General features: G+C 66.1%; 18 protein-coding genes. 8 read left to right on the forward strand and 10 right to left on the reverse strand.

Annotated elements, in window-relative coordinates; translation table 11 throughout:
- A partial coding sequence (locus C489_RS13600; RefSeq protein WP_006431876.1) for an aldo/keto reductase occupies window positions 1–770 on the reverse strand: 770 nt, incomplete at its 3' end.
- Window positions 771–962: 192 nt separating this feature from the next.
- On the opposite strand from C489_RS13600, the gene C489_RS13605 reads away from it, so the two are divergent.
- Genes C489_RS13605 through C489_RS13615 form a run of 3 tightly spaced genes read left to right on the forward strand, consistent with a single transcriptional unit; the run spans window position 963 to window position 2,438 of the window.
- Window positions 963–1,292, forward strand: a complete 330-nt coding sequence (locus C489_RS13605) for a DUF5789 family protein (protein WP_006431877.1) — start codon at window positions 963–965, stop codon at window positions 1,290–1,292.
- Between the two features lie 29 nt (window positions 1,293–1,321).
- A complete protein-coding gene (locus tag C489_RS13610) occupies window positions 1,322–1,909 on the forward strand; it encodes a YciE/YciF ferroxidase family protein (protein WP_006431878.1) in 588 nt (195 codons plus the stop codon).
- A 16-nt stretch (window positions 1,910–1,925) separates the two neighbouring features.
- Window positions 1,926–2,438: a YciE/YciF ferroxidase family protein gene (locus tag C489_RS13615; protein WP_006431879.1), complete on the forward strand. Its 513-nt coding sequence runs from the start codon at window positions 1,926–1,928 to the stop codon at window positions 2,436–2,438.
- A gap of 58 nt (window positions 2,439–2,496) precedes the next feature.
- On the opposite strand, the gene C489_RS13620 is transcribed toward C489_RS13615, so the two are convergent.
- Window positions 2,497–2,715, reverse strand: coding sequence for a hypothetical protein (locus C489_RS13620; protein WP_006431880.1), 219 nt, complete (start codon window positions 2,713–2,715; stop codon window positions 2,497–2,499).
- Window positions 2,716–3,021: 306 nt separating this feature from the next.
- On the opposite strand from C489_RS13620, the gene C489_RS13625 reads away from it, so the two are divergent.
- A complete protein-coding gene (locus tag C489_RS13625; protein ID WP_006431881.1) occupies window positions 3,022–4,167 on the forward strand; it encodes a hypothetical protein in 1,146 nt (381 codons plus the stop codon).
- Here C489_RS13625 and C489_RS13630 read toward each other — a convergent pair.
- The gene (locus C489_RS13630) at window positions 4,164–4,733 is read right to left on the reverse strand and encodes a DUF6789 family protein (RefSeq protein WP_006431882.1); all 570 of its coding nucleotides are present in this window, start codon (window positions 4,731–4,733) and stop codon (window positions 4,164–4,166) included. The two genes, C489_RS13625 and C489_RS13630, sit on opposite strands and share 4 nt — an antisense overlap.
- Before the next feature lie 158 nt (window positions 4,734–4,891).
- On the opposite strand from C489_RS13630, the gene C489_RS13635 reads away from it, so the two are divergent.
- The 3 genes from C489_RS13635 (at window position 4,892) to C489_RS13645 (ending at window position 7,413) form a co-directional block, all read left to right on the forward strand.
- On the forward strand, window positions 4,892–5,866 hold the full coding sequence (locus C489_RS13635; RefSeq protein ID WP_006431883.1) for a Gfo/Idh/MocA family protein: 975 nt from the start codon (window positions 4,892–4,894) through the stop codon (window positions 5,864–5,866).
- Between the two features lie 83 nt (window positions 5,867–5,949).
- Window positions 5,950–6,816 carry an ATP-dependent sacrificial sulfur transferase LarE gene (gene larE / locus C489_RS13640; protein WP_006431884.1) on the forward strand — a complete coding sequence of 289 codons (867 nt, stop codon included), beginning with the start codon at window positions 5,950–5,952 and terminating at the stop codon, window positions 6,814–6,816.
- Between the two features lie 240 nt (window positions 6,817–7,056).
- Window positions 7,057–7,413, forward strand: coding sequence for a hypothetical protein (locus tag C489_RS13645; protein WP_006431885.1), 357 nt, complete (start codon window positions 7,057–7,059; stop codon window positions 7,411–7,413).
- A 61-nt stretch (window positions 7,414–7,474) separates the two neighbouring features.
- Here C489_RS13645 and C489_RS13650 read toward each other — a convergent pair whose 3' ends face one another.
- The 5 genes from C489_RS13650 to C489_RS13670 form a co-directional block, all read right to left on the reverse strand.
- Window positions 7,475–7,759: an amphi-Trp domain-containing protein gene (locus tag C489_RS13650; protein WP_006431886.1), complete on the reverse strand. Its 285-nt coding sequence runs from the start codon at window positions 7,757–7,759 to the stop codon at window positions 7,475–7,477.
- A gap of 81 nt (window positions 7,760–7,840) precedes the next feature.
- Window positions 7,841–9,610, reverse strand: coding sequence for a nitrite/sulfite reductase (locus C489_RS13655; protein WP_006431887.1), 1,770 nt, complete (start codon window positions 9,608–9,610; stop codon window positions 7,841–7,843).
- A gap of 400 nt (window positions 9,611–10,010) precedes the next feature.
- A complete protein-coding gene (locus C489_RS13660) occupies window positions 10,011–11,360 on the reverse strand; it encodes an MFS transporter (protein ID WP_006431888.1) in 1,350 nt (449 codons plus the stop codon).
- Window positions 11,361–11,366: 6 nt separating this feature from the next.
- Window positions 11,367–13,472, reverse strand: a complete 2,106-nt coding sequence (gene nasA / locus C489_RS13665; RefSeq protein ID WP_049890878.1) for an assimilatory nitrate reductase NasA — start codon at window positions 13,470–13,472, stop codon at window positions 11,367–11,369.
- Between the two features lie 352 nt (window positions 13,473–13,824).
- Window positions 13,825–14,817 (reverse strand): twin-arginine translocase subunit TatC, encoded by a 993-nt coding sequence (locus tag C489_RS13670; protein WP_006431890.1) that lies wholly within the window; start codon window positions 14,815–14,817, stop codon window positions 13,825–13,827.
- A gap of 140 nt (window positions 14,818–14,957) precedes the next feature.
- Between C489_RS13670 and C489_RS13675 the strand changes: the two genes are divergently transcribed.
- Window positions 14,958–17,285 carry a twin-arginine translocase subunit TatC gene (locus tag C489_RS13675; RefSeq protein ID WP_006431891.1) on the forward strand — a complete coding sequence of 776 codons (2,328 nt, stop codon included), beginning with the start codon at window positions 14,958–14,960 and terminating at the stop codon, window positions 17,283–17,285.
- Window positions 17,286–17,464: 179 nt separating this feature from the next.
- Here C489_RS13675 and C489_RS13680 read toward each other — a convergent pair whose 3' ends face one another.
- Together C489_RS13680 and C489_RS13685 are read right to left on the reverse strand one after the other, a co-directional pair.
- The gene (locus C489_RS13680; protein WP_006431892.1) at window positions 17,465–17,668 is read right to left on the reverse strand and encodes a hypothetical protein; all 204 of its coding nucleotides are present in this window, start codon (window positions 17,666–17,668) and stop codon (window positions 17,465–17,467) included.
- Complete coding sequence (locus C489_RS13685) at window positions 17,665–18,018, reverse strand: HalOD1 output domain-containing protein (protein ID WP_006431893.1); 354 nt, start codon at window positions 18,016–18,018, stop codon at window positions 17,665–17,667. Before C489_RS13685 ends, C489_RS13680 begins: the two co-directional genes overlap by 4 nt.
- Window positions 18,019–18,087 lie beyond the last annotated feature (69 nt).

Below are 18,087 nucleotides of genomic sequence, written 5' to 3' on the forward strand. Positions count from 1 at the left end.
TCGAGCGCGTCGACGGCGTCGTGGCCCGTCTCGTAGGGGACGCCGGCGAAGGTCTCGCCGACGTCGAAGGCCTCGCCCTCGCGGTTGAAGTTGCGGTGGTCGTCCTCGGCGAACTCCTGGTCGCGCTCGAGCGCGCCGGTCAGCAGCCCCGAAGCGTACGGCACCCGGACGATCACGCCGATGTCGTTCCGCTTCGCCTGCTCGAAGAACAGTTCGTTCGGGCGCTGGCGGAACGGGTTGAAGATGATCTGGACCGTCTCAACGACATCGTACTCGATTGCCTTCAGGGCTTCCTCGACCTTTTCGACGCTCACGCCGGCGTGTGCGATCTTCTCCTCGGCTTTCAGTCGCTCGAGGGCCTCGAACGTCGACGGCTGGTAGTAGGCCTCGGTCGGCGGACAGTGTAACTGGAGGAGATCGAGCGTCTCCTCGCCGAGATTCTCGCGGCTCCGGTCGACGAACGGGGAGAGGTGATCGTAGTCGTAGCGGTCGGCCTCGTGGGGATCGAGTCGGCGGCCGGCCTTCGTCGCGACGAACACGTCATCGTGGGCCTCGCGCTCGTCGAGGACGTGGCCGATGTGGCGCTCGCTGCGGCCGTCGCCGTAAACGTCTGCGGTGTCAATGAAGTCGATGTCCGCGTCGATCGCGGCGCGGACGACGTCGCGGCCGGTCTCGTCGTCGACGTCGCCCCAGTCGCCGCCGATGTTCCACGTCCCGAGGCCGACCTCGGAGACGTCGCTGCCGATCGAACCGAGTCGTCGATAGTTCACGTGCGATCGTTCGTGCGAACCCGCCTATGGCTTGGCCTGCCGGCAACCCGTTCGGCGACCTCACTCGAGCATTGACCCCAAGTCACGAAAACGTCGAAACAGACCGGTAGCGCAGCCGATAGGCCGATCACATCGCGCTGTCGTCGCCTGCAGGCTATGGTACTTTCCCGCCCATTGGGATAGGAGTACCCGATGAGCCACACTGACGAGAGCGCGGCCGACGGTCGGTCGCTGGAACTCGGCGCTATCAGCGATCTGTTCGGCGAGACGACGTTCCCGACGACCACCGACGAGGTGCTCGCGGAGTTCGACGACGTCGAGATCACGTACCCGCGTCGGTCGGATTCCCTCGAGACGATCCTCGAGACATCGGGCCACGAGACCTACGGAACGCGGGACGAACTCGAGTTAGCGATCCGCAACGGCGTCGGACGGGACGCCGTTGGTCGGCCGCGGTACAGCGACCGGGGCGATAGCCCGCACAACGCCGCCGAGCACGTGCGCAACCAGCAGTCGTTCTGAACGGCCGCGTCGCGACTGAGAGACACGACATGAGCACCACACGGACCACACCACAGGAGGCGCTCACGACCGAGTTGGAACGACTGTACTACGTCGAACGGGAGCTCTGTGGCGAACTCGAGACGCTGGCGGGCGACGTCTCGGTCGACACAGTGGATAGCGGCCGCGCGACGGAGTGTCGGGACCGGCTGTGGGAGGCGGTCGACGATCACTGTTACGAGACCCAACACCACTGCGAGCGGATCGAGCGGGCGTTCGACGCGCTCGGCGAGGAACCCGACACGCGGCCCGCCCCGGCGTTCGACGGCCTGATCGCCGACAAGGAGGCGTACAACAACCTCGTCCTGAACGACGAACTCCGACCGCTGTACTACCTCGAGACCGCGCTGAAACTCGAGGCCCTCGAGTGTACGGCCTACGAGACGGCGATGGCGCTCGCGAGCGCGCTCGAGGGCGAGGAGGGCGACGCGGTCGTCAACGCGCTCCGCCCGAACTACGACGACGAGCGGGCGATGCGGGCCGATCTCGAGTCGCTGTCGAACAGCGACGCCGTCGAGACGCTGCTCGCGGCAAGCCCGGTCGACGACGCCGACCGCGAGTCACTCGATCGACGATGACCGCGCCGATCAGCCCATGAATATCGAAACCCTCGAGGACGAGTTCGGATACCAGCTACAGCGCGCATACTACGTCGAACGCGCCCACGTCGAACTGCTCGCCGAGATGGCGGCCGACGCCGCAACCGACGACCTCGCGTCACGGTTCGAAACCCACCGCGATGAGACCGAGCGACACGTCGAGCGCCTCGAGCGCGTCTTCGAGGAACTCGGCCGGCAGCCGCGAGCGACCCGGTCGCAAACGGCCGACGGTCTCGCCGAATCGCGCCGGACTCGTTTCGATGGAGCCGACGGCGAGTCGCCGCCGACGTACGTCGATCTCGAGATCGGCCTCGCGGCGGAACGCCTCGAGATCCGGTCCTACGAGGGGCTGCTCGCGCTCGCCGGACGGCTCGCCTACGCGGACGACATCGTCGAGCCGCTCGAGGAGACTCTCGAGGAAGAACGCGCGACGCTTGGGAAACTCGAGGCCCTCGAGATGGAGCTATCGATCGTCGACTCGCTGGAAACGGGTCATACGGAGCAGTAACGAGGAGCGGGGCGGTATGCAGAAGCCCCCCGCAAAACCCGCGGCACGGGTCGGCGACTCACTCGTCGGTCGTCTGCCAGAGGCCGAACGCAGACTCCAAGCCGAACATGACGAGAGCCATCGTGAGCGCCCGAACGAGGAGGAGTTCGCCCGTCACGAGCCCGATCACGAGAACGCCGAGACCAGTCGCCGCCCCCAAGAAGGCCGCGTACGACCGTTGAGAGAGTCCCCGCAACCACGTATCGCTGCGGTCGTAGAGACGGTTCACGGGACCCATGTTCTCTCGATACGGATCGCCCCGGCAAATTTGTTACGGGATAAACACGTCCCTGCTGGATCGAGCGGCTCCGTTTCACGGCTGGAGAGTGCCCGCTCCCGTACCCAGTTCACGCGCCGTTGGGACCGCAACGGGAGAAATACGGCAGGCGGCTGCAGGCACGGCCGCTTCGGAAAAACGCGTCCACCGTCGAGACATCGAGAGACGGAACTCGAGCCGGCCGACCGACCCGAATCGCGTCTTCTGTGGAAGCGAGATCGACTGCCCGCATCGCCTGACTGGCCGCCCGACGGAAATCGCCCGACAATGAAAACGAGCATCGAAGTCGAGTACTGGGTCATCGATAGCGACGGCAACCTCGCCGAACCGGGGCCGCTGACGGACGCCTCGCAACGACCCGAGCGGGAACGTGCCGAGCCACTGGTCGCGGTGCAGACGCCGCCCTGCGAGTCGGCACCGGCGCTCCGAACCGCGCTCGGCGACGCACTCGAGGCCGTCCGCTCGCGGGCGGCGGAACTGGACAAGCGCCTCGTCCCGCTGGGCACGCCGATCAACGACGGCGAGATCGCCCGTCATCCCGACGAACAGGCTGGCATCCGGCGGCACCTCGGCGGGAACGCCGACCGCGCGACGAACTGTGCCGGCACGCGGATCCGCTTCGAACAGCGAAACGTGGCCGACCAACTCAACGCGCTCATCGCCCTCGACCCGGCGCTTGCGCTGGTCAACTCGTCGCCGTACCAGGGCGGCGAGCGGATCGCCAACGGAGCCCGCGCCTACTGTTGCCGGGACCGAAGCGACGAGTCCGGCCCGAAACGCGGCCACCGCTGGCGCTACGTCGAGACCGTCGACGAGTGGCACCGCCGGCTCGAGCACCGCTCCGAGGCGTTCAAGGACGCAGCTCTCGAGGCGGGCGTCGACCCTGACACGATCGAAAAACGCGTCTCACCCGACGACTCGATCTGGACGCCCGTGCGGCTGCGCGGGTCGATGTCAGCCGTTGAGTGGCGCTCGCCCGACACCGCCCTGCCGAGCCAGCTACTCCGACTGGCCGCCGACCTCGAGACGGTCATGGAACGGCTCGACCACACCACCGTTCGGATCGACGGTGCCGGTGCGGGCGACGGCCGACGGCGAGGGACCGACGGCGTGCTCACCGGGATCGAGGACGAACCGACCGCCCGCCCCGGCCACGTTACGAGCGAGGAAATCGCCCTCCCTGCGTTCGAAACCGTCTGTGACCTCACCGAGTCGGCGATCCGCGACGGTCTCGAGTCAGCGGCCGTCGCGGGCTACCTCGAGCGGATGGGCTTTCCCGTGGGCGACTACCACCCGATCGCAACGCGGATCGACGGGCGACAGTACGTGACGAACGCCGACGCCCGCGAGCTGCGACTCGAGTATGCGAGCCGGCTCGAGGAAGACGTCAAGCAGTTACGCGAGGACGGTTAGTTGCCGTCGTCGTACTCGTACTCCCGTTCGGGGTCCTCGACGCCCTCGGTCCGGGAGCCGATCCACGCACCGAGCGAGAGCCCGTAGACGAGGTGACCGGCGTGAAAGAGCGCGAGTTCGTCCGCATCGAGGCGGATGTCGAGCAGTGCTTGCAGCATGAACTGCGCGCCGAAGGCCGACAGGACCATCCCGTAGATCGAGCCCCAGACGAGCCCGCGCTGTTCGGGTTCGATCTCCCGGCCGGCGTCGTACAGGGAGAACAGTACCCCGAAGATCACGCCCGAACTGATCCCGTAGACGAGGTGCAGGGCGAGGCCGGCGACGGGGTGGTCGTCGGGGTCGCCGCCGGCGACGTACTGCGACCAGAAATTCGCCGACGGCGGCAGTGATCGCAAGAGCGGCAGCCGGAAGGCGGTCATGATCAGCGTCGCGACGAATCCGCCCTGAATCCCGCGGGCCACCGCGTCGGCGACGTGTTCTTCGCGCTGGTGGTCGTCGGCTTCGCTCGGCTGTCCCTCGGTGTCGGCGATCGAGCGCAGCCGTTGGAGTTGGTCTGATACAGCCATAGTAGTCGGGATGACGCACCTACCACGGACGGCTCCTTAACCGTCCGGCGCGCTGTGTACTGCTCCCCGCCTCGCGGCCGACGGGTCGATTGACGGAAACCGTCACCGGTCGTAGGCGACTGCCTGAATATTTATACCAGTTCGCGAAACACGCTGGTATGGATTTCGGCATTCTCAGCGCGGCGGGCATCGCACAGAAGGCGTTCCTGCCGGGAATCGCGGCCAGCGACCACGACGTAACGGCCATCGCGTCCCGCGACGAGGCCGACGCGCGCGCCGTCGCAGCGGAGTACGGAATCGAGGAGACCTACGGCGACTACGGCGACCTCATCGCGAACGCCGACATCGACGCGCTCTACGTCCCGCTGCCGAACTCGCTCCACGCGGAGTGGACGAAACGCGGGGCCGACGCCGGGCTCGACGTTCTCTGTGAGAAGCCGCTCGCGGTCGACGCCGAGCAGGCGCGTGAGGTCGTCGACTACTGCGCGGAACAGGGCGTGACCCTGATGGAGGCGTTCATGTACCAGTACCACCCGCGGACCGAACGCGCGTTCGCGCTGGCCCGCGACGAACTCGAGGACGTGCGCTCGGTGACGGCGACGTTCAAGTACCGGCTCGACCGGCCCAGGGACATCCGCCTCTCGCCCGAACTGGCCGGCGGGAGCCTGATGGATGTCGGCTGTTACGCCGTCTCGGTGGTTCGCCAGGTCCTCGGCGAGCCGGAGCGAGCGTACGCGACGGCGGCCGACACCCGCGACGCCGGCGTCGACACGGAACTGACCGGCGTCCTCGAGTACGCAGACGGCGTGACCGGCCGGATCTCGTCGGGCTTCGACACCGAAGGCGTCCAGCGCTACCGCATCGAGGCGACCAACGGCTGGGTCGAGGTCCAGGACGCGTTCGACATCCCCGATGGCGAGTTGTCCCTCGAGTACCGGATCGACGGGCGTCACGGCGTCGAGACGTTCGCGCCGGTCGACCAGTTCCGCCGCGAGATCGAGCACTTCGCCGACTGCGTCGCCGCCGGCCAAAGGCCGCGGACGGACGGCGACGAAGCGATCGCGAACATGCGAGTCCTCGACGCGCTGTCGGAGAGCGCCGCGGAGGGGCGAGTCGTCGACCTCGACGGCTGAGATCGCCCCCGCCGCGCGAGCCGTCGAAACACCTGCCCGACCGACGCAACGTCCTTTTGCCCGTCCGGTTCGAACGACGTGCCATGACAACGGTCGAGGCGAAACTCGAGGCCGCCCGCGAGGATCTCGCGGCTCGCGACGGGGTCGTCGTCGCCTTCTCCGGCGGGGTCGACTCGAGCGCCGTGGCCGCACTCGCCTACGACGCGCTCGGCGAGGACGCGGTCGCCTGTACCGCGAAAAGCGAGACCCTGCCCGAGGCCGAACTCGAGGACGCCCGCCGCGTCGCGAGCGAGATCGGCATCCGCCACGAGATCGTCTCCTTCTCCGAACTCGAGAGCGAGGAGTTCGTCGAGAACGACGACGATCGCTGCTATCACTGCCGAACGATGCGACTCGGCGAGATGCTCGAGACCGCCCGCGATCTCGGCGTCGGAACCGTTTGTGACGGGACGAACGCCGACGATCCGGGCGCAGGTCACCGGCCCGGGCTGCAGGCGGTCGAGGAACTCGACGTGCACTCGCCGCTGCTGGCCCACGACATCACGAAGGACGAAGTGCGGGCGATCGCCGACCACTATGACCTCTCGGTCGCCGAGAAGCCCTCGATGGCCTGTCTCTCCTCGCGGATCCCGACCGGACTCGAGGTCACCGAAGACCGACTCACGCGGATCGAGCGGGCCGAAGCGCTGCTCCGCCAGTGGGGCTTCGAGCAGTTCCGGGTGCGCGACCACGACGGCCTCGCCCGCATCGAGGTCGCGCCCGACGAACTCGAGCGCGCGCTGGAACTCGAGTTCGTCGAAACGGTCCGCGCCGAACTCTCGACCCTGGGCTTCGATCACGTCACGCTGGATCTCCACGGCTACCGAACGGGCAGCGTGAGCCCCGAAACCGAAGACGAGGAGCCGGTCGTCGAGGACGTCTTCGCGACGGAGTCCTCGAGCGACGACTGATCGACGACTACGGGACGGCGGACGAACGCGGCGTTCGGGCTCGAACCCGGCAGGAACCGACCGCCAGGACGAGAATAAATTCAACGTTCATCCGAGTATGCTGGCTACCAGGAGACATATATTCAGAACATAACCACCATTCGGGCAGAGAACCTACCAATGGTGAAGTCTCTGGACTATCGGTCGATAATATTGCTCGTTGCGGTACGAACGTAGCACTCGGGTTGGTATCAGTGATCGATGGAAGCCGACGTGCCGCTCGAGTGGAACACGGAAGAGTGTCGGACCTACACCCCGGCCGACACCGACCGGGAAATGCAGTATCGGACGTACCTCCACGAATCAGGTGATCTGCGGCTGAAGGTCGCGCCCGCCTCGCTCGACGACGAGGACCACCCCGGCTACGCGCTGACGGCGACGAGCTACCCGGGGCTCGACCTCTCGGAAACGATTCAGGTCAGAACCGTCCTCACGTTCGAACGGTGCGAGCGGACCGCCCGCGAGTTCATGGACCTGTTCTCGGCCAGCTACGACGGCCCCGGCTCGCTCGAGGACGCGCTGGACTACGCGTACGATCGGACGCGCAAGCACCGCTAGCGGCGGCCTGAACTGGTCGCGTGCCGAGTAGACGCCTCGGGACGACGGCCCGACAGCGCCCTCATTCGATTTCTAGCGCGCCGTCGCTCTCCCCGCCCTCATCGGTCTCGTCCCACTCGAGTTCGAACTCGACGCTCAATTCGCCGGGGCCGTCGGCCGGCCCCTCGCGTTCGGCTTTGACCTCGAAGGTCGGCCGAGCCGGCGGCTCGAGGGTCACGGACTCGGAGCCGGCCGTGAGCGTGATCGCCTCGCCGGCGTCTAAGTTGTCCGCGACGCGGCGGAGCAGCGATGCGATTTCCGCTCGGTCCCGGTCGCTCTCGGATTTGAAGAGTACGTCTTCGGGCATACGGGACCGTACGGTCCGCGTGTTGATAAATACGTGCTCGAGAAATCAAGTCGTCTCGCCTCGGGGCGGGCCGAACCCGCGTCAGTCGTCAGAGGGTGCCGCAGACTCCTCGCCGGTGGCGGCCGCCGCGGACTCGCTCTCCGCGAAGGGGTACCACGACTGCTTGGCGTCGGCCATGTACGGTGCCTCGAAATCCGTCTCCTCGGGTTCACAGAACTCGACGAGCTGTTCTTCGGCCGTCGCTTCGACCCACTCGCGGAACGTTTGTCCCTCCGAACGGTGGGCCGCGTAGGCCTCGAGCAGGTTGCGGATCGCGCCCGGCGCTTCGTCGGCGGGCACGCGCTGTTGGACCCAATCGATGAAGGAAGGGTCCTCGCCGACGCCGCCGCCGACGCCGATGTCGAAGGCCTCGACCATCTCGCCGTTCTTCCGAGCGCGCATGCCCTGCAGGCCGATGTCGGCGGTCATCGCCTGGCCGCAGTCCGCGGTGCACCCGGAGTAGTGCATCTTGATCTTACCGACATCGTCGGGCAGTTCGACGTTCTTGTTGAACCAGCGCAGCATGCGGGCCATCCGCCCTTTCGTCTCGGTCAGCGCGATCGAACAGAACTCGGTACCCGTACAAGCCATCGCCCCGCGCTCGAAGGGGCTGGGCTCGGCGGGGTACTCCTCGAGGATCGGTTCCGCGAGCAGTTCCTCGAGGTCCTCGTCGGCCACGTCGACGATGACGGGGTTCTGGCGGCGGGTCAAGCGGATCTCGCCCGAGCCGTACTCGTCTGCCAGATCGGCGAGTTCGATGGCGTCTTCGGCCGGCAGGCGGCCGACGGGAACGCTCAGGCCGACGTAGTTTTGACCGTCCTTCTGATCGCCGACGCCGACGTGGTCGTGTTGACCCGCTTCGACGGGGCGACCGGCGTTGTAGGTGTACTCCTCGCGGAAGTCCTCGCCTTCGGTGTGCATCTCGAAGTCGACGTACTCGTCCTGCAGGGTCTCGCGGATTTTCTCCATGCCCCAGTCCTCGGCGAAGAACCGGGCGCGGTTCTTCGAACGGTTCTGGCGGTTGCCGTAGTCGTGGTAGAGTTCGACGAAGCCGCGGCCGACCTCGTAGGCGTTCTCGGGGCGAACGAAGACATCGAGCGGCGTCGCGGCGCGGGGCTGGCGACCGCCGAGGCCGCCGCCGATCCGGACGTTGAACCCGCGGACCGCCTCGCCGCCGATCTCCTTGGTCGCCGGCTCGAACCCGATGTCGTTGATCGAGTCCTGTGCGCAGCCGACCGTACAGCCCGACGCGCTGATGTTGAACTTCCGGGGCATGTTCGCAAGCGCGTCGTCCTTGCGCAGGTCCTCCTCGAAGCGCTCGAGCAGGGGGCCGGCTTCGACGAACTCCTCGGCCTTGCCGTGGAGCGGACAGCCCGAGATGTTGCGCATCGTGTCACCGCCCGCGGAGCGCGAGTGGACGCCGGCGGACTCAAGTTTGTCCCAGATTTCGGGGACGTCCTCGAGTTTGAGCCAGTGGAGCTGGACCGATTGACGGGTGGTCAGGTCGATCCAGCCGTTCCCGAACTCGGGGTTTTCGACGGGCCCTTTCGCGTACTCGCGGGCGACTTCGCCGATCGTTCGCAGTTGGTCGGGCTCTAAGATGCCGCTGGCGTTGGTCAGCCGCATCATGAAGTACGATTCCTGTCCGGAGCGCTGGTGGAACAGCCCCCAGAACTTGAACCGAGTGAACCACTTCTCGTGTTCGTCCTCCGGAATCGCCTCGTAGCCGCCGTTGTCCGCGAACTCGAGGATGTGGTCGCGGACCTCGTCGCCGTAACAGCCCTCCTTGAGCTCCTCTTTCTTATGCGCCATCGTAGACCACCTCGACCGAACGATCGACCCCGAATACGCAGAGTTCCTCGCCAAACATGTCGTAATTCACGTTTCAGTAGCATGTTCCTAAAACATATAACAGTAACCGTTTACATAACTGGTTTTTCGTAGCGGTTTCAGGACCGGACGTGGTATCTCCAATGACATATGGACTATATTAGGACGTATATCACGGCTGACGGGGGTAGAGAATGGGCGATTACACACGCGATCCGTGTGGCCAACCGTCCGGTACGAGCACAATCGGACAGCGATCTCGCTTGCAGCGCACAGACCGGTCGGCGAGCGACGCGATCCAGCCGATATGACGCGTCGGATGAGAGTGTGACCGATTTCGAACTCGACAAACGGGCAGAGACGCGGGGAAAATCGGACAGCCTCAATCGTCGGTCGGGACCGCCGTCTCCGGGGTTGGCTCCACTCGAGTGCGGTAGAGTCCGCCGGAGAGGCCGATCGAGACGACCGCGAGCACGAGGAACACGACGTAGCCGTTGGCGTAGCCGGCGGGCCCCTGCAGATCGACGAAGAGACCGAGGACTGGCGGGATGACGAAGCCGCCGAACGCGCCGAGGCCGCCGACCAGCCCGGACGCGCCGCCGACGGCCTCCGGGACGTACTTCGGGACGAGCCCGAACACCGCCGCGTTGGCGACGCCGATGCCGATTCCGAGCAGGACCGTCCCGCCGATCGCGAGCGGGACGGTTCGTGCTGTAATCAGCACGGCCGCGGCGACGCCGACAACGACGAAGCTCGCGATCGCGGTCCGTTCGCCGCCGAGTCGGTCGCTGACGACGCCGCCCGGGATGCGAACGAGCGCCGCGAGCAGGGTGAACGCGATCGCCGTGAGGGCCCCGGCGCGTTGGACGGATAGGTCGTGAACGGCCGCCCAGTAGGACGGGAACCACGTCGTCAGCGCGAGAAAGCCGCCAAAGGAGGTGAAAAACAGCGCGACGAGGACCCACGTCCGCCAGATGCTCGCCGCCTCGCGGATCGAGGCCATCGCGTCGCCGCTGGGGAACAGTTCCTGTCCTCGCGTTTCGGCCCGCTGTTTCGCGGCGTCGGCCCCGAGGCCCTGTTTCCGGAGTTGGAAGAACGGCGCGTCGACGGCGACGACCGCGTAGACGAGCGTCCCGCAGACGAGGAAGCCGAACCACGCCAGATACGCGCCGGTCAGGCCGAGCGCGGCGAGCGCGACGGGGACGACGAGCGTGAAGATCCCCGGCGAACTGTTGCCAAGCCCCGCGTACACCGCGAGCATCGTCCCCTGTCGATCCTCCGGGGACCAGTACGACGTCTGGGCTGCCCCGACCGAAAACGTCGCGATTCCACAGCCCGACAGCGAGCCGAACAGGAACACGAGCGGGTAGTGAGCCATGGTCAACCCGTCGGTTCCGAGCGTGACGAGAATCGTCGACAGGCCGGCCATGCCGACGACTGCACAGCCGAGCAAGACGAGAAACGGCTTCGCCGCGCCGACGTCTTCGACCCACGCACCGAAGGGAATCCGGAGCAACGAACCGGTCAGTTGCGGCGCGGCGACCAGCAGTCCGAGCGCGAGGCCGGACAGTCCCATCGCTCCCTCGAGTTCGGTCGCGACGGGGCCGTAGAGGACGACGCCGGCGAAGCCGACGAAGAACCCGAGCGTCGCGGACGCGACGCCCCGTCGGGCGGTTCCCCGAATCTCGAGTGCGTCGTCGTCGACAGGCTCGGAGTCCGATCTCGCCGTCATGAACTGTCAGGCGCTCGCTTCGGCGATCGATCTCCCGTCCCGCTCCCGGAGCGACTCGAGGCGAACCGCACACTGCTTGAAGTTCGGCTCGTTCGAGCGCGGGTCGACGTCGGGCAGCGTGAGGTCGTTCACGTCGGGGTGGTGGATCGGCAGCCAGACGACTCCGTCGGGGATCGCCTCGTCGGTCTCGATACTGACCGTGACCGACGCCCGCCGAGAGACGACGCGAGCGAACCGCTCGTCGTCGCCGTCGTCGCGCTCGTCCGCCGAGGTCTCGAGTTCGTCCGCGAAGGCGGCGGCCGTCGCCGGGCTGACCCGGGCCGTCGGCGGCTCGTCCTCGCGGGTCCGGACCCCGGTGTTGTAGGCGTCCGGGCGGCGCGCGGTCGTCAGCGTGAACGGGTAGGACTCGTCGGTCGGCTCGGGAAGCGGGCGGGCCTCGCCCGTCGAGAACCGCGCGCGACCCGACTGGGTCGGGAACGACCACGAGTCCTCGGTGGCGTCGCTCGCGTCGCTCTCGCTGCCCTCGTAGTAGCGGTAGCCCGCCGACACGTCCGGCTCCGGTGCCGGCCAGCGGATCGCGCGTTCGGCCTCGAGGCGGTCGTAGCTGATCCCCGAGCAGTCGGCCGGCGTGCCAGCGGTCAGCCCGGCGAACTCGTCGAAGACCGATTCGGGCTCCGGCCGGTCGTCGAACAGGTCGGGAACGAGTCGATCGGCGAGCTGGCCGATCAGGGTGAGATCGGTTCGAACGCCGCCGGGCGTGTCCGTCGCGGCTCGAACACGGGAGATGGTCCGTTCCATGTTGGTCGTCGTTCCCTCGGACTCACCCCACGTCGCCGCGGGCAGGACGACGTCGGCGTACTCGACCGTCTCGCTGCGGAAGGCGTCCTGGACGACGAGGAACGAGTCCTCGAGTTTCTCGCGGACGCGGGTCGCGTCGGGCATGCCCGCAACGGGGTTGGTCGCGACCGCGTAGACCGCGTCGATGTCGTCGCCGATCGCGTCGACGATGCCGACCGGTCCCGGGCCCGGATCGTCGGGGAACCGCGAGACCGGCACGTCCCACGTCTCGGCGACCTCGCGGCGGTGGTCCGGATCGGCGAAGGGGCGCTGGCCGGGCCACGACCCCTTCGAGGAGCAGATGCGGGTCCCCATCGAGTTGGCCTGGCCGGTCAGCGAGAACGGCCCCGAGCCCGGTCGGAGGTTCCCGGTCGCGAGACAGAGGTCGATCAGCGCGCCCGCGGCCGCGGTCCCGTTGACGCTCTGGTTGATTCCCATCCCCCAGTAACAGAGGGTGCGGTCCGCGAGCGCGTCGGCGAGGCGGTCGACGTCGTCCATCGAGACGCCCGCCATCTCGGCGGCCTCGGCCGCATCCGGTAGTTCCGTGCGGAGTTCCTCGAAGCCGACAGTCGCCTCGGCGACGAATTCCTCGTCGACGCGGTCCGTCTCGACGACCCGGGCGAGGACGGCTCGAGCGAGCGCGAGATCACCGCCCGGCTCGAGCGGGACGTGGTGGTCGGCGACCTCGGCGGTCTCGCTGTGGACGGGATCGACGACGATCAGTTCGGAGTCGTCTTCGTCGGCGGACTGGCGAATCCACCGGAACATGACGGGATGGGCGGCCGCCGGGTTCGCGCCCCAGACGACGTGGCTCTCGGCCTCAGGGATGTCGTCGTAGGTCGGCGGCGGCGCGTCGCTGCCGAAGGCGTCGTAGTACGCGGTGACGGCCGAGGCCATACACAGCGTCGTGTTGGCGTCGTAGTACCGCGTGCCGAACCCGCCGCGGGCGAGTTTCCCGAGCGCGTAGGCGGCCTCGTTGGTCTGCTGGCCGCTCCCCAAGACGGCGACGCTGTCGCTACCGGACTCGAGTGCGTTCCCGAGTCCGCCCGCCGCGCGCTGGAGGGCCGACTCCCACGTCGTCGGGACGAGCTCCCCGTCTTTTCGCTCGAGGGGGCGGGTCAGCCACTCGCCGTCCGGATCGGCCGTCTCGCTGACGCCGCGCTGGCACGCCAGTCCCTGATTGACCGGATGCGCGGCATCGCCGCGGACGGTCTCGAGGCCGTACCCCCGTTCGGGGGCCTGCTGGACGTGACCGCAGCCGACCGCACACCGCATACACGTGGTCGGGACGAGTTCGGTCACGGGTCCCACCCCGCCGCGTCGACGCGAATGGGGATGTGTGATTTACAATCACACCCATCGAAGCGAGATTGGCGTAATACCATTCAAATGTTCACAGAGTAGGAGAACATATGCACCTACTAAACGGTGATCGTTTACGAACTCTGTATTTTCACTCGAGGACGGACCGGAGTCCGCAATATGCGAACGGATGCATACAATATAAGGCTATTATATGACGGGTTCGTCGGCAGTCTGTCGAACGAATGTCCACGAATACGCGACTCCGCTAACGGATCGATACCGAGATCATCGCACGAGAAACCGAAACCCGACTCGAGTCGACCTACTCCCGCCCGACCCACTTGAGGACGAACAGCGTCCCCTCGAACAGCAGGATCATCGTGACGGCGACGAGGATGGGGGCCATCATCGTCGGGTCGATGGTGAACATAAAGGACAGTCCCGCGAAGGCCGCCCAGAAGTAGAGCCGCTTCTGGGCCAGCCAGCGGCGGGTCGTCACGCCCATCATGATCGCCAGCATCATGAACAGCGGAATCTGGAAGACGACCGCGAGAAAGCCCGTCAGCGTGATAATCAGGTTGAACGTCTCGCCGAGTGCGTACGCGATCTCCGCGCTCCCCTCGGCGTAGTAGGTGAAGTACTCGAAGAGGATCGGGAGGACGAGGATGTAGGAAAACAGCATCCCGCCCGCCGCTAACACGACGCTCGTCGGAACGGCCGCGAGGTAGTACTTGCGCTCGTTGGGATACAGCCCCGGCCGCATGAACAGGTAACACTCGTAGACTAACACCGGCAGGGCGAACATGATCCCGAGTAGCGACGAGATCTTGATCCGTGTGAGCCACAACTCGAGCGGGTGATAGACGTGTGGCGGCGGGACCTCGCTGACCTCGTAGGGGAAGACGTTGAACCAGACGAATTCGATGGCTTGAGAGGCCCACAGCAGGCCGATGGCCGTCCCGCCGGCACCGAACAGCAGGACGACCGCGAGCCGGAGGACCATCTCCTCGATGTGGTCGGCGAGGGGCATCTCCTCGTCGTCCGGCGGCGTTGAGATGCCCCCGATATCGTCGTCGCGGTCGGGATAGGTCGGCTCGGGGTTGTGCCGGTCGCCGACGACGCCCTCGCCGTCCGTCTCGAGGCTGGGTCCGTCCGACTCGTCGTAATCGGCCGATCCGTCGTCTGCGGCGGGCTCGGCGTTGGAATCGGTATCGGAACCGGCACCGGACGCGTCGGCTGGCTGTCGCTCGTCAGGACTCCCCCCCGACTCTCGAGTGCCCTCCACGTCGCGATCGTCCGCCGGCTCGTCCGACATCTACGAGATAGTGATAGGGCACCGGTTATAGGCCTTTTTCTTACGAACACCCCTCGAGAGTGAGAAGGCCGCTCGCTCGGTCCTCGAACCGCATACCCACTCGAAAGGTTGATAACTGGATGTCAGTTACCGTCTACCCAATGAGTTCTGCCGTCGACGAGGACACTGCCAAGGCCATCAACTCCGGCCGGGAGACGCTCGGCGCACTACTCTCAGGTGCCCAGCAACACCTCCAGAAGGTGTTCATCGTCTTCCTGCTTGGCTTCGTCGGCTCTTTCTATGCGCTGCGTGTGGTCATCTGGGATTTCCTCGAGGCGACCGCGAAGGGCCAGATGAACGAGGAAATCGCCGGCTCGACCGATATCATTACTCGGACGCCGTTCGAGGTGATCCTGCTACAGGCCAAGATCGGCATGATAGCGGGGATCATCGTCGCGATTCCGGCCTTGCTCTTTTTCTCTCGGAAAGCGCTTCGCCGCCGCGGCTACACCAGCGTGGTCCCGATTTCGAAGGGATATCTCGCCGGGTTCGTCGTGATGGCGCTCTCGTTGTTCGTGGCGGGTGTCGTCTACGCCTACAGCATCTTCTTCCCGTACGCCTTCGGATTCCTCGCGGGCAACGCCGTCAGCGCCGGCGTCAAACCCAGTTACGGGATCACCGAGTTCACCGAGTTCATGGCGTTGCTGACGCTGTCGTTCGGACTCGCCGCCCAACTGCCGCTGTTGATGGGCGTGCTGTCCTACACCGAGATCATCCCCTACGAGACGTTTCGAGACAAGTGGCGACACGCCGTCGTCGGCATCGTCGTCTTCGGAGCCCTGTTCTCGCCGCCGGACCCGTTCACGCAGGTCATGTGGGCGATGCCGATGGTCATCCTCTACGTCTTCAGCCTCGGACTGGCCAAGGTGGTCACGAACATCCGCCGGCGCGGCGCGGCGAACTCCGCCGGAACGGGGACCGCCCACGTCAAGCGTCGCCTCCTCCAGTTCGGCGGCGCGCTCGCCGCCGTCGCCGCCGCGATCACCGTCGCCGTCACTCAGGGCGGCTTCGGCTACCTCCGCGAATCGGTCTACCCCACGTTCCCGTCGTGGCTGCGACCCAGCGGGACGGGCGGGCTCGAGACCATGGCGATCGAACACGGCCTCCTCGGTGAGATCGCGGTCGGCCTGGTCATCGCTGCCGCCGTCGGGTTCGTCGTCCTGCTCGGCTACACGATCCACGTGCTCCAACAGCCCGTCTATCCGCGACCGGACGATATCCGACGGGCAGACTCCCACGAGGATGTCGACTTCGAGACGCTCGCGGTCGAGGACATCGAGGACGTGTCGACGCAGGTCTTCCAAACGATGAGCGAGGACCAGGCCTTAGAATACTCCCGGCAGGCCATGTACGACGACAACCGGGCGAAGGCCGAGGCGATCCTCGATCGCTTCGATACGATCCAGGAGGCCGGCGGCGAGAGCGAGTCGGCCAACTCGGGAGACGCGGCCGCGACGGGCGGGGCCAGTGCGGACGGAGACGACGAGAGTCTCTTCGCGAGCACCGCGGCCGGCATGCTCGACCCGTTCACCGAAGAGGAGACCGACGAAGACGACATCGGCGGCTACGCCTACGACATCGCCTTCATCTTCAACAGTCTCACCTCGAAGGTGTTCCGCATCGTCGGGCTCTTCATGGTCGTCATGGGCGGCAGCTTCTTCTGGCTCTACTCGGGCGGTCTCGGCAACGTCCTCAGGCTCTTCCTCGATCGGGTCCCCCGGCACGTACTCGAGGAGGTCGTCTCCGAGGGCGTCGATCCGTCCACGTTGAGCCTCGCCGAGCTCGTCGAAGCGATGGACATCGTCGTCGCCTTGCACCCGGTCGAGGTGCTCATCTTCGAGGCGAAGGTAAGCGCCCTGGCCGGGCTCGTCGCCACGTTGCCCGTGATCCTGTTCTACGCCTGGCCGCCCGCCAAGGAGCGCGGCCTGGTCTACGGTGACCGTCGCACGTTCGTCGTCTGGGGCGGCGGCCTCCTGGCCGGCTTCGCCGTCGGGACGTACCTCGGGTTCTTCTGGGTCGCGCCAACGATCATCTCGTATCTGGTCTCGGACGCGCTCAGCAACGGGATGGTCATCTCCTACCGGATCAAGAGCTTCTTCTGGCTCGTGATCTTCACGACCGTCGGCATCGGCTTCCTGCTGAACATCATCGTCACCATGGCGCTGTTCCACGTCGGCGGCATCGTCAGCTACCGCTCGATGCTCGAGCGCTGGCGGCCGCTGGTCGTCGGCATCTTCGTCGTCGCCGCCTTCTTCAGCCCGAAGGGGATCCTCATGATGCTCATGTTCGCGATCCCAATCTCGCTCACCTACCTGCTCGGCCTCGCGGTCCTCTACGTCCTCACCGCCGGCGGCCGGCTGTTCGGCGGTGGCGGCGGCTCGGCGGCCCCGCCGGACGCCGAAGATACCGGAGCGACCACGACGGAGTGACGGTGGTCCCCGCACGCACCGACACCGGTTGTTCATCGATCGCGCAGTCGGCGGAGAAATCGGCTGGGCAGGGCGTGACAATCCCTCATTACCGCGATAGAAAATGTCTGTTACACTGATTACTGCGTTCTACTCAATCGCCGCGCAGAGATCCTATTTCACACGCGACACGTGCACTCTCACTCGTTTGTCGACGGGCTCTCCGGCTCCTCGTTCTTTCGTACTTCGGTGATGATCACGTCCCAATCCGGGTACTCGGTCCCGTTCCGACAGTCCCACCCGCCTTCGATCTCGAGATCGCTGTCGTAGGCACGACGAAGGAGCGCTTTCAGTTCGGCACGTACCTCCGCTTCGGACGAGGGCGATATTTTGTCGGGAGTCATTGCCGTGTGATCCCGAGGGTCTCGCCGTCCGCTCGGCCGGAAGCCGATGGGGAAACAGTCACCACCTCGTTACTGAATACGGTTATTTCGTACCCCTCGAGCGTAAACGAGACGTCGACCGATCCGTGCGACGTGTCTCGACGTTGGACCAGTTCGTTGAGAGCATCGGTATCGACCGTGTTGTAGAGTGGGTCCAGTTCGATCGGATCGACGCCCAGAACGTCCGACACTGCGGCGACGACCGCCATGCTCGCAGCGGTCGCGTCCCGATCGTACTGGGCGCGATACGTGCCCGACTCCCGGTCGAACTCCAGCGATTCTAACTCGGTACTTGCTAAGCTGGCAGTCATAAGTATCTACGTTCTTCTAGCGGCCTCCGTCGGGTTAACGAGTCCACTGATTATACAGTGGGTTTAATA

The sequence above is a fragment of the Natrinema versiforme JCM 10478 genome (assembly GCF_000337195.1).
Taxonomy (GTDB): domain Archaea; phylum Halobacteriota; class Halobacteria; order Halobacteriales; family Natrialbaceae; genus Natrinema; species Natrinema versiforme.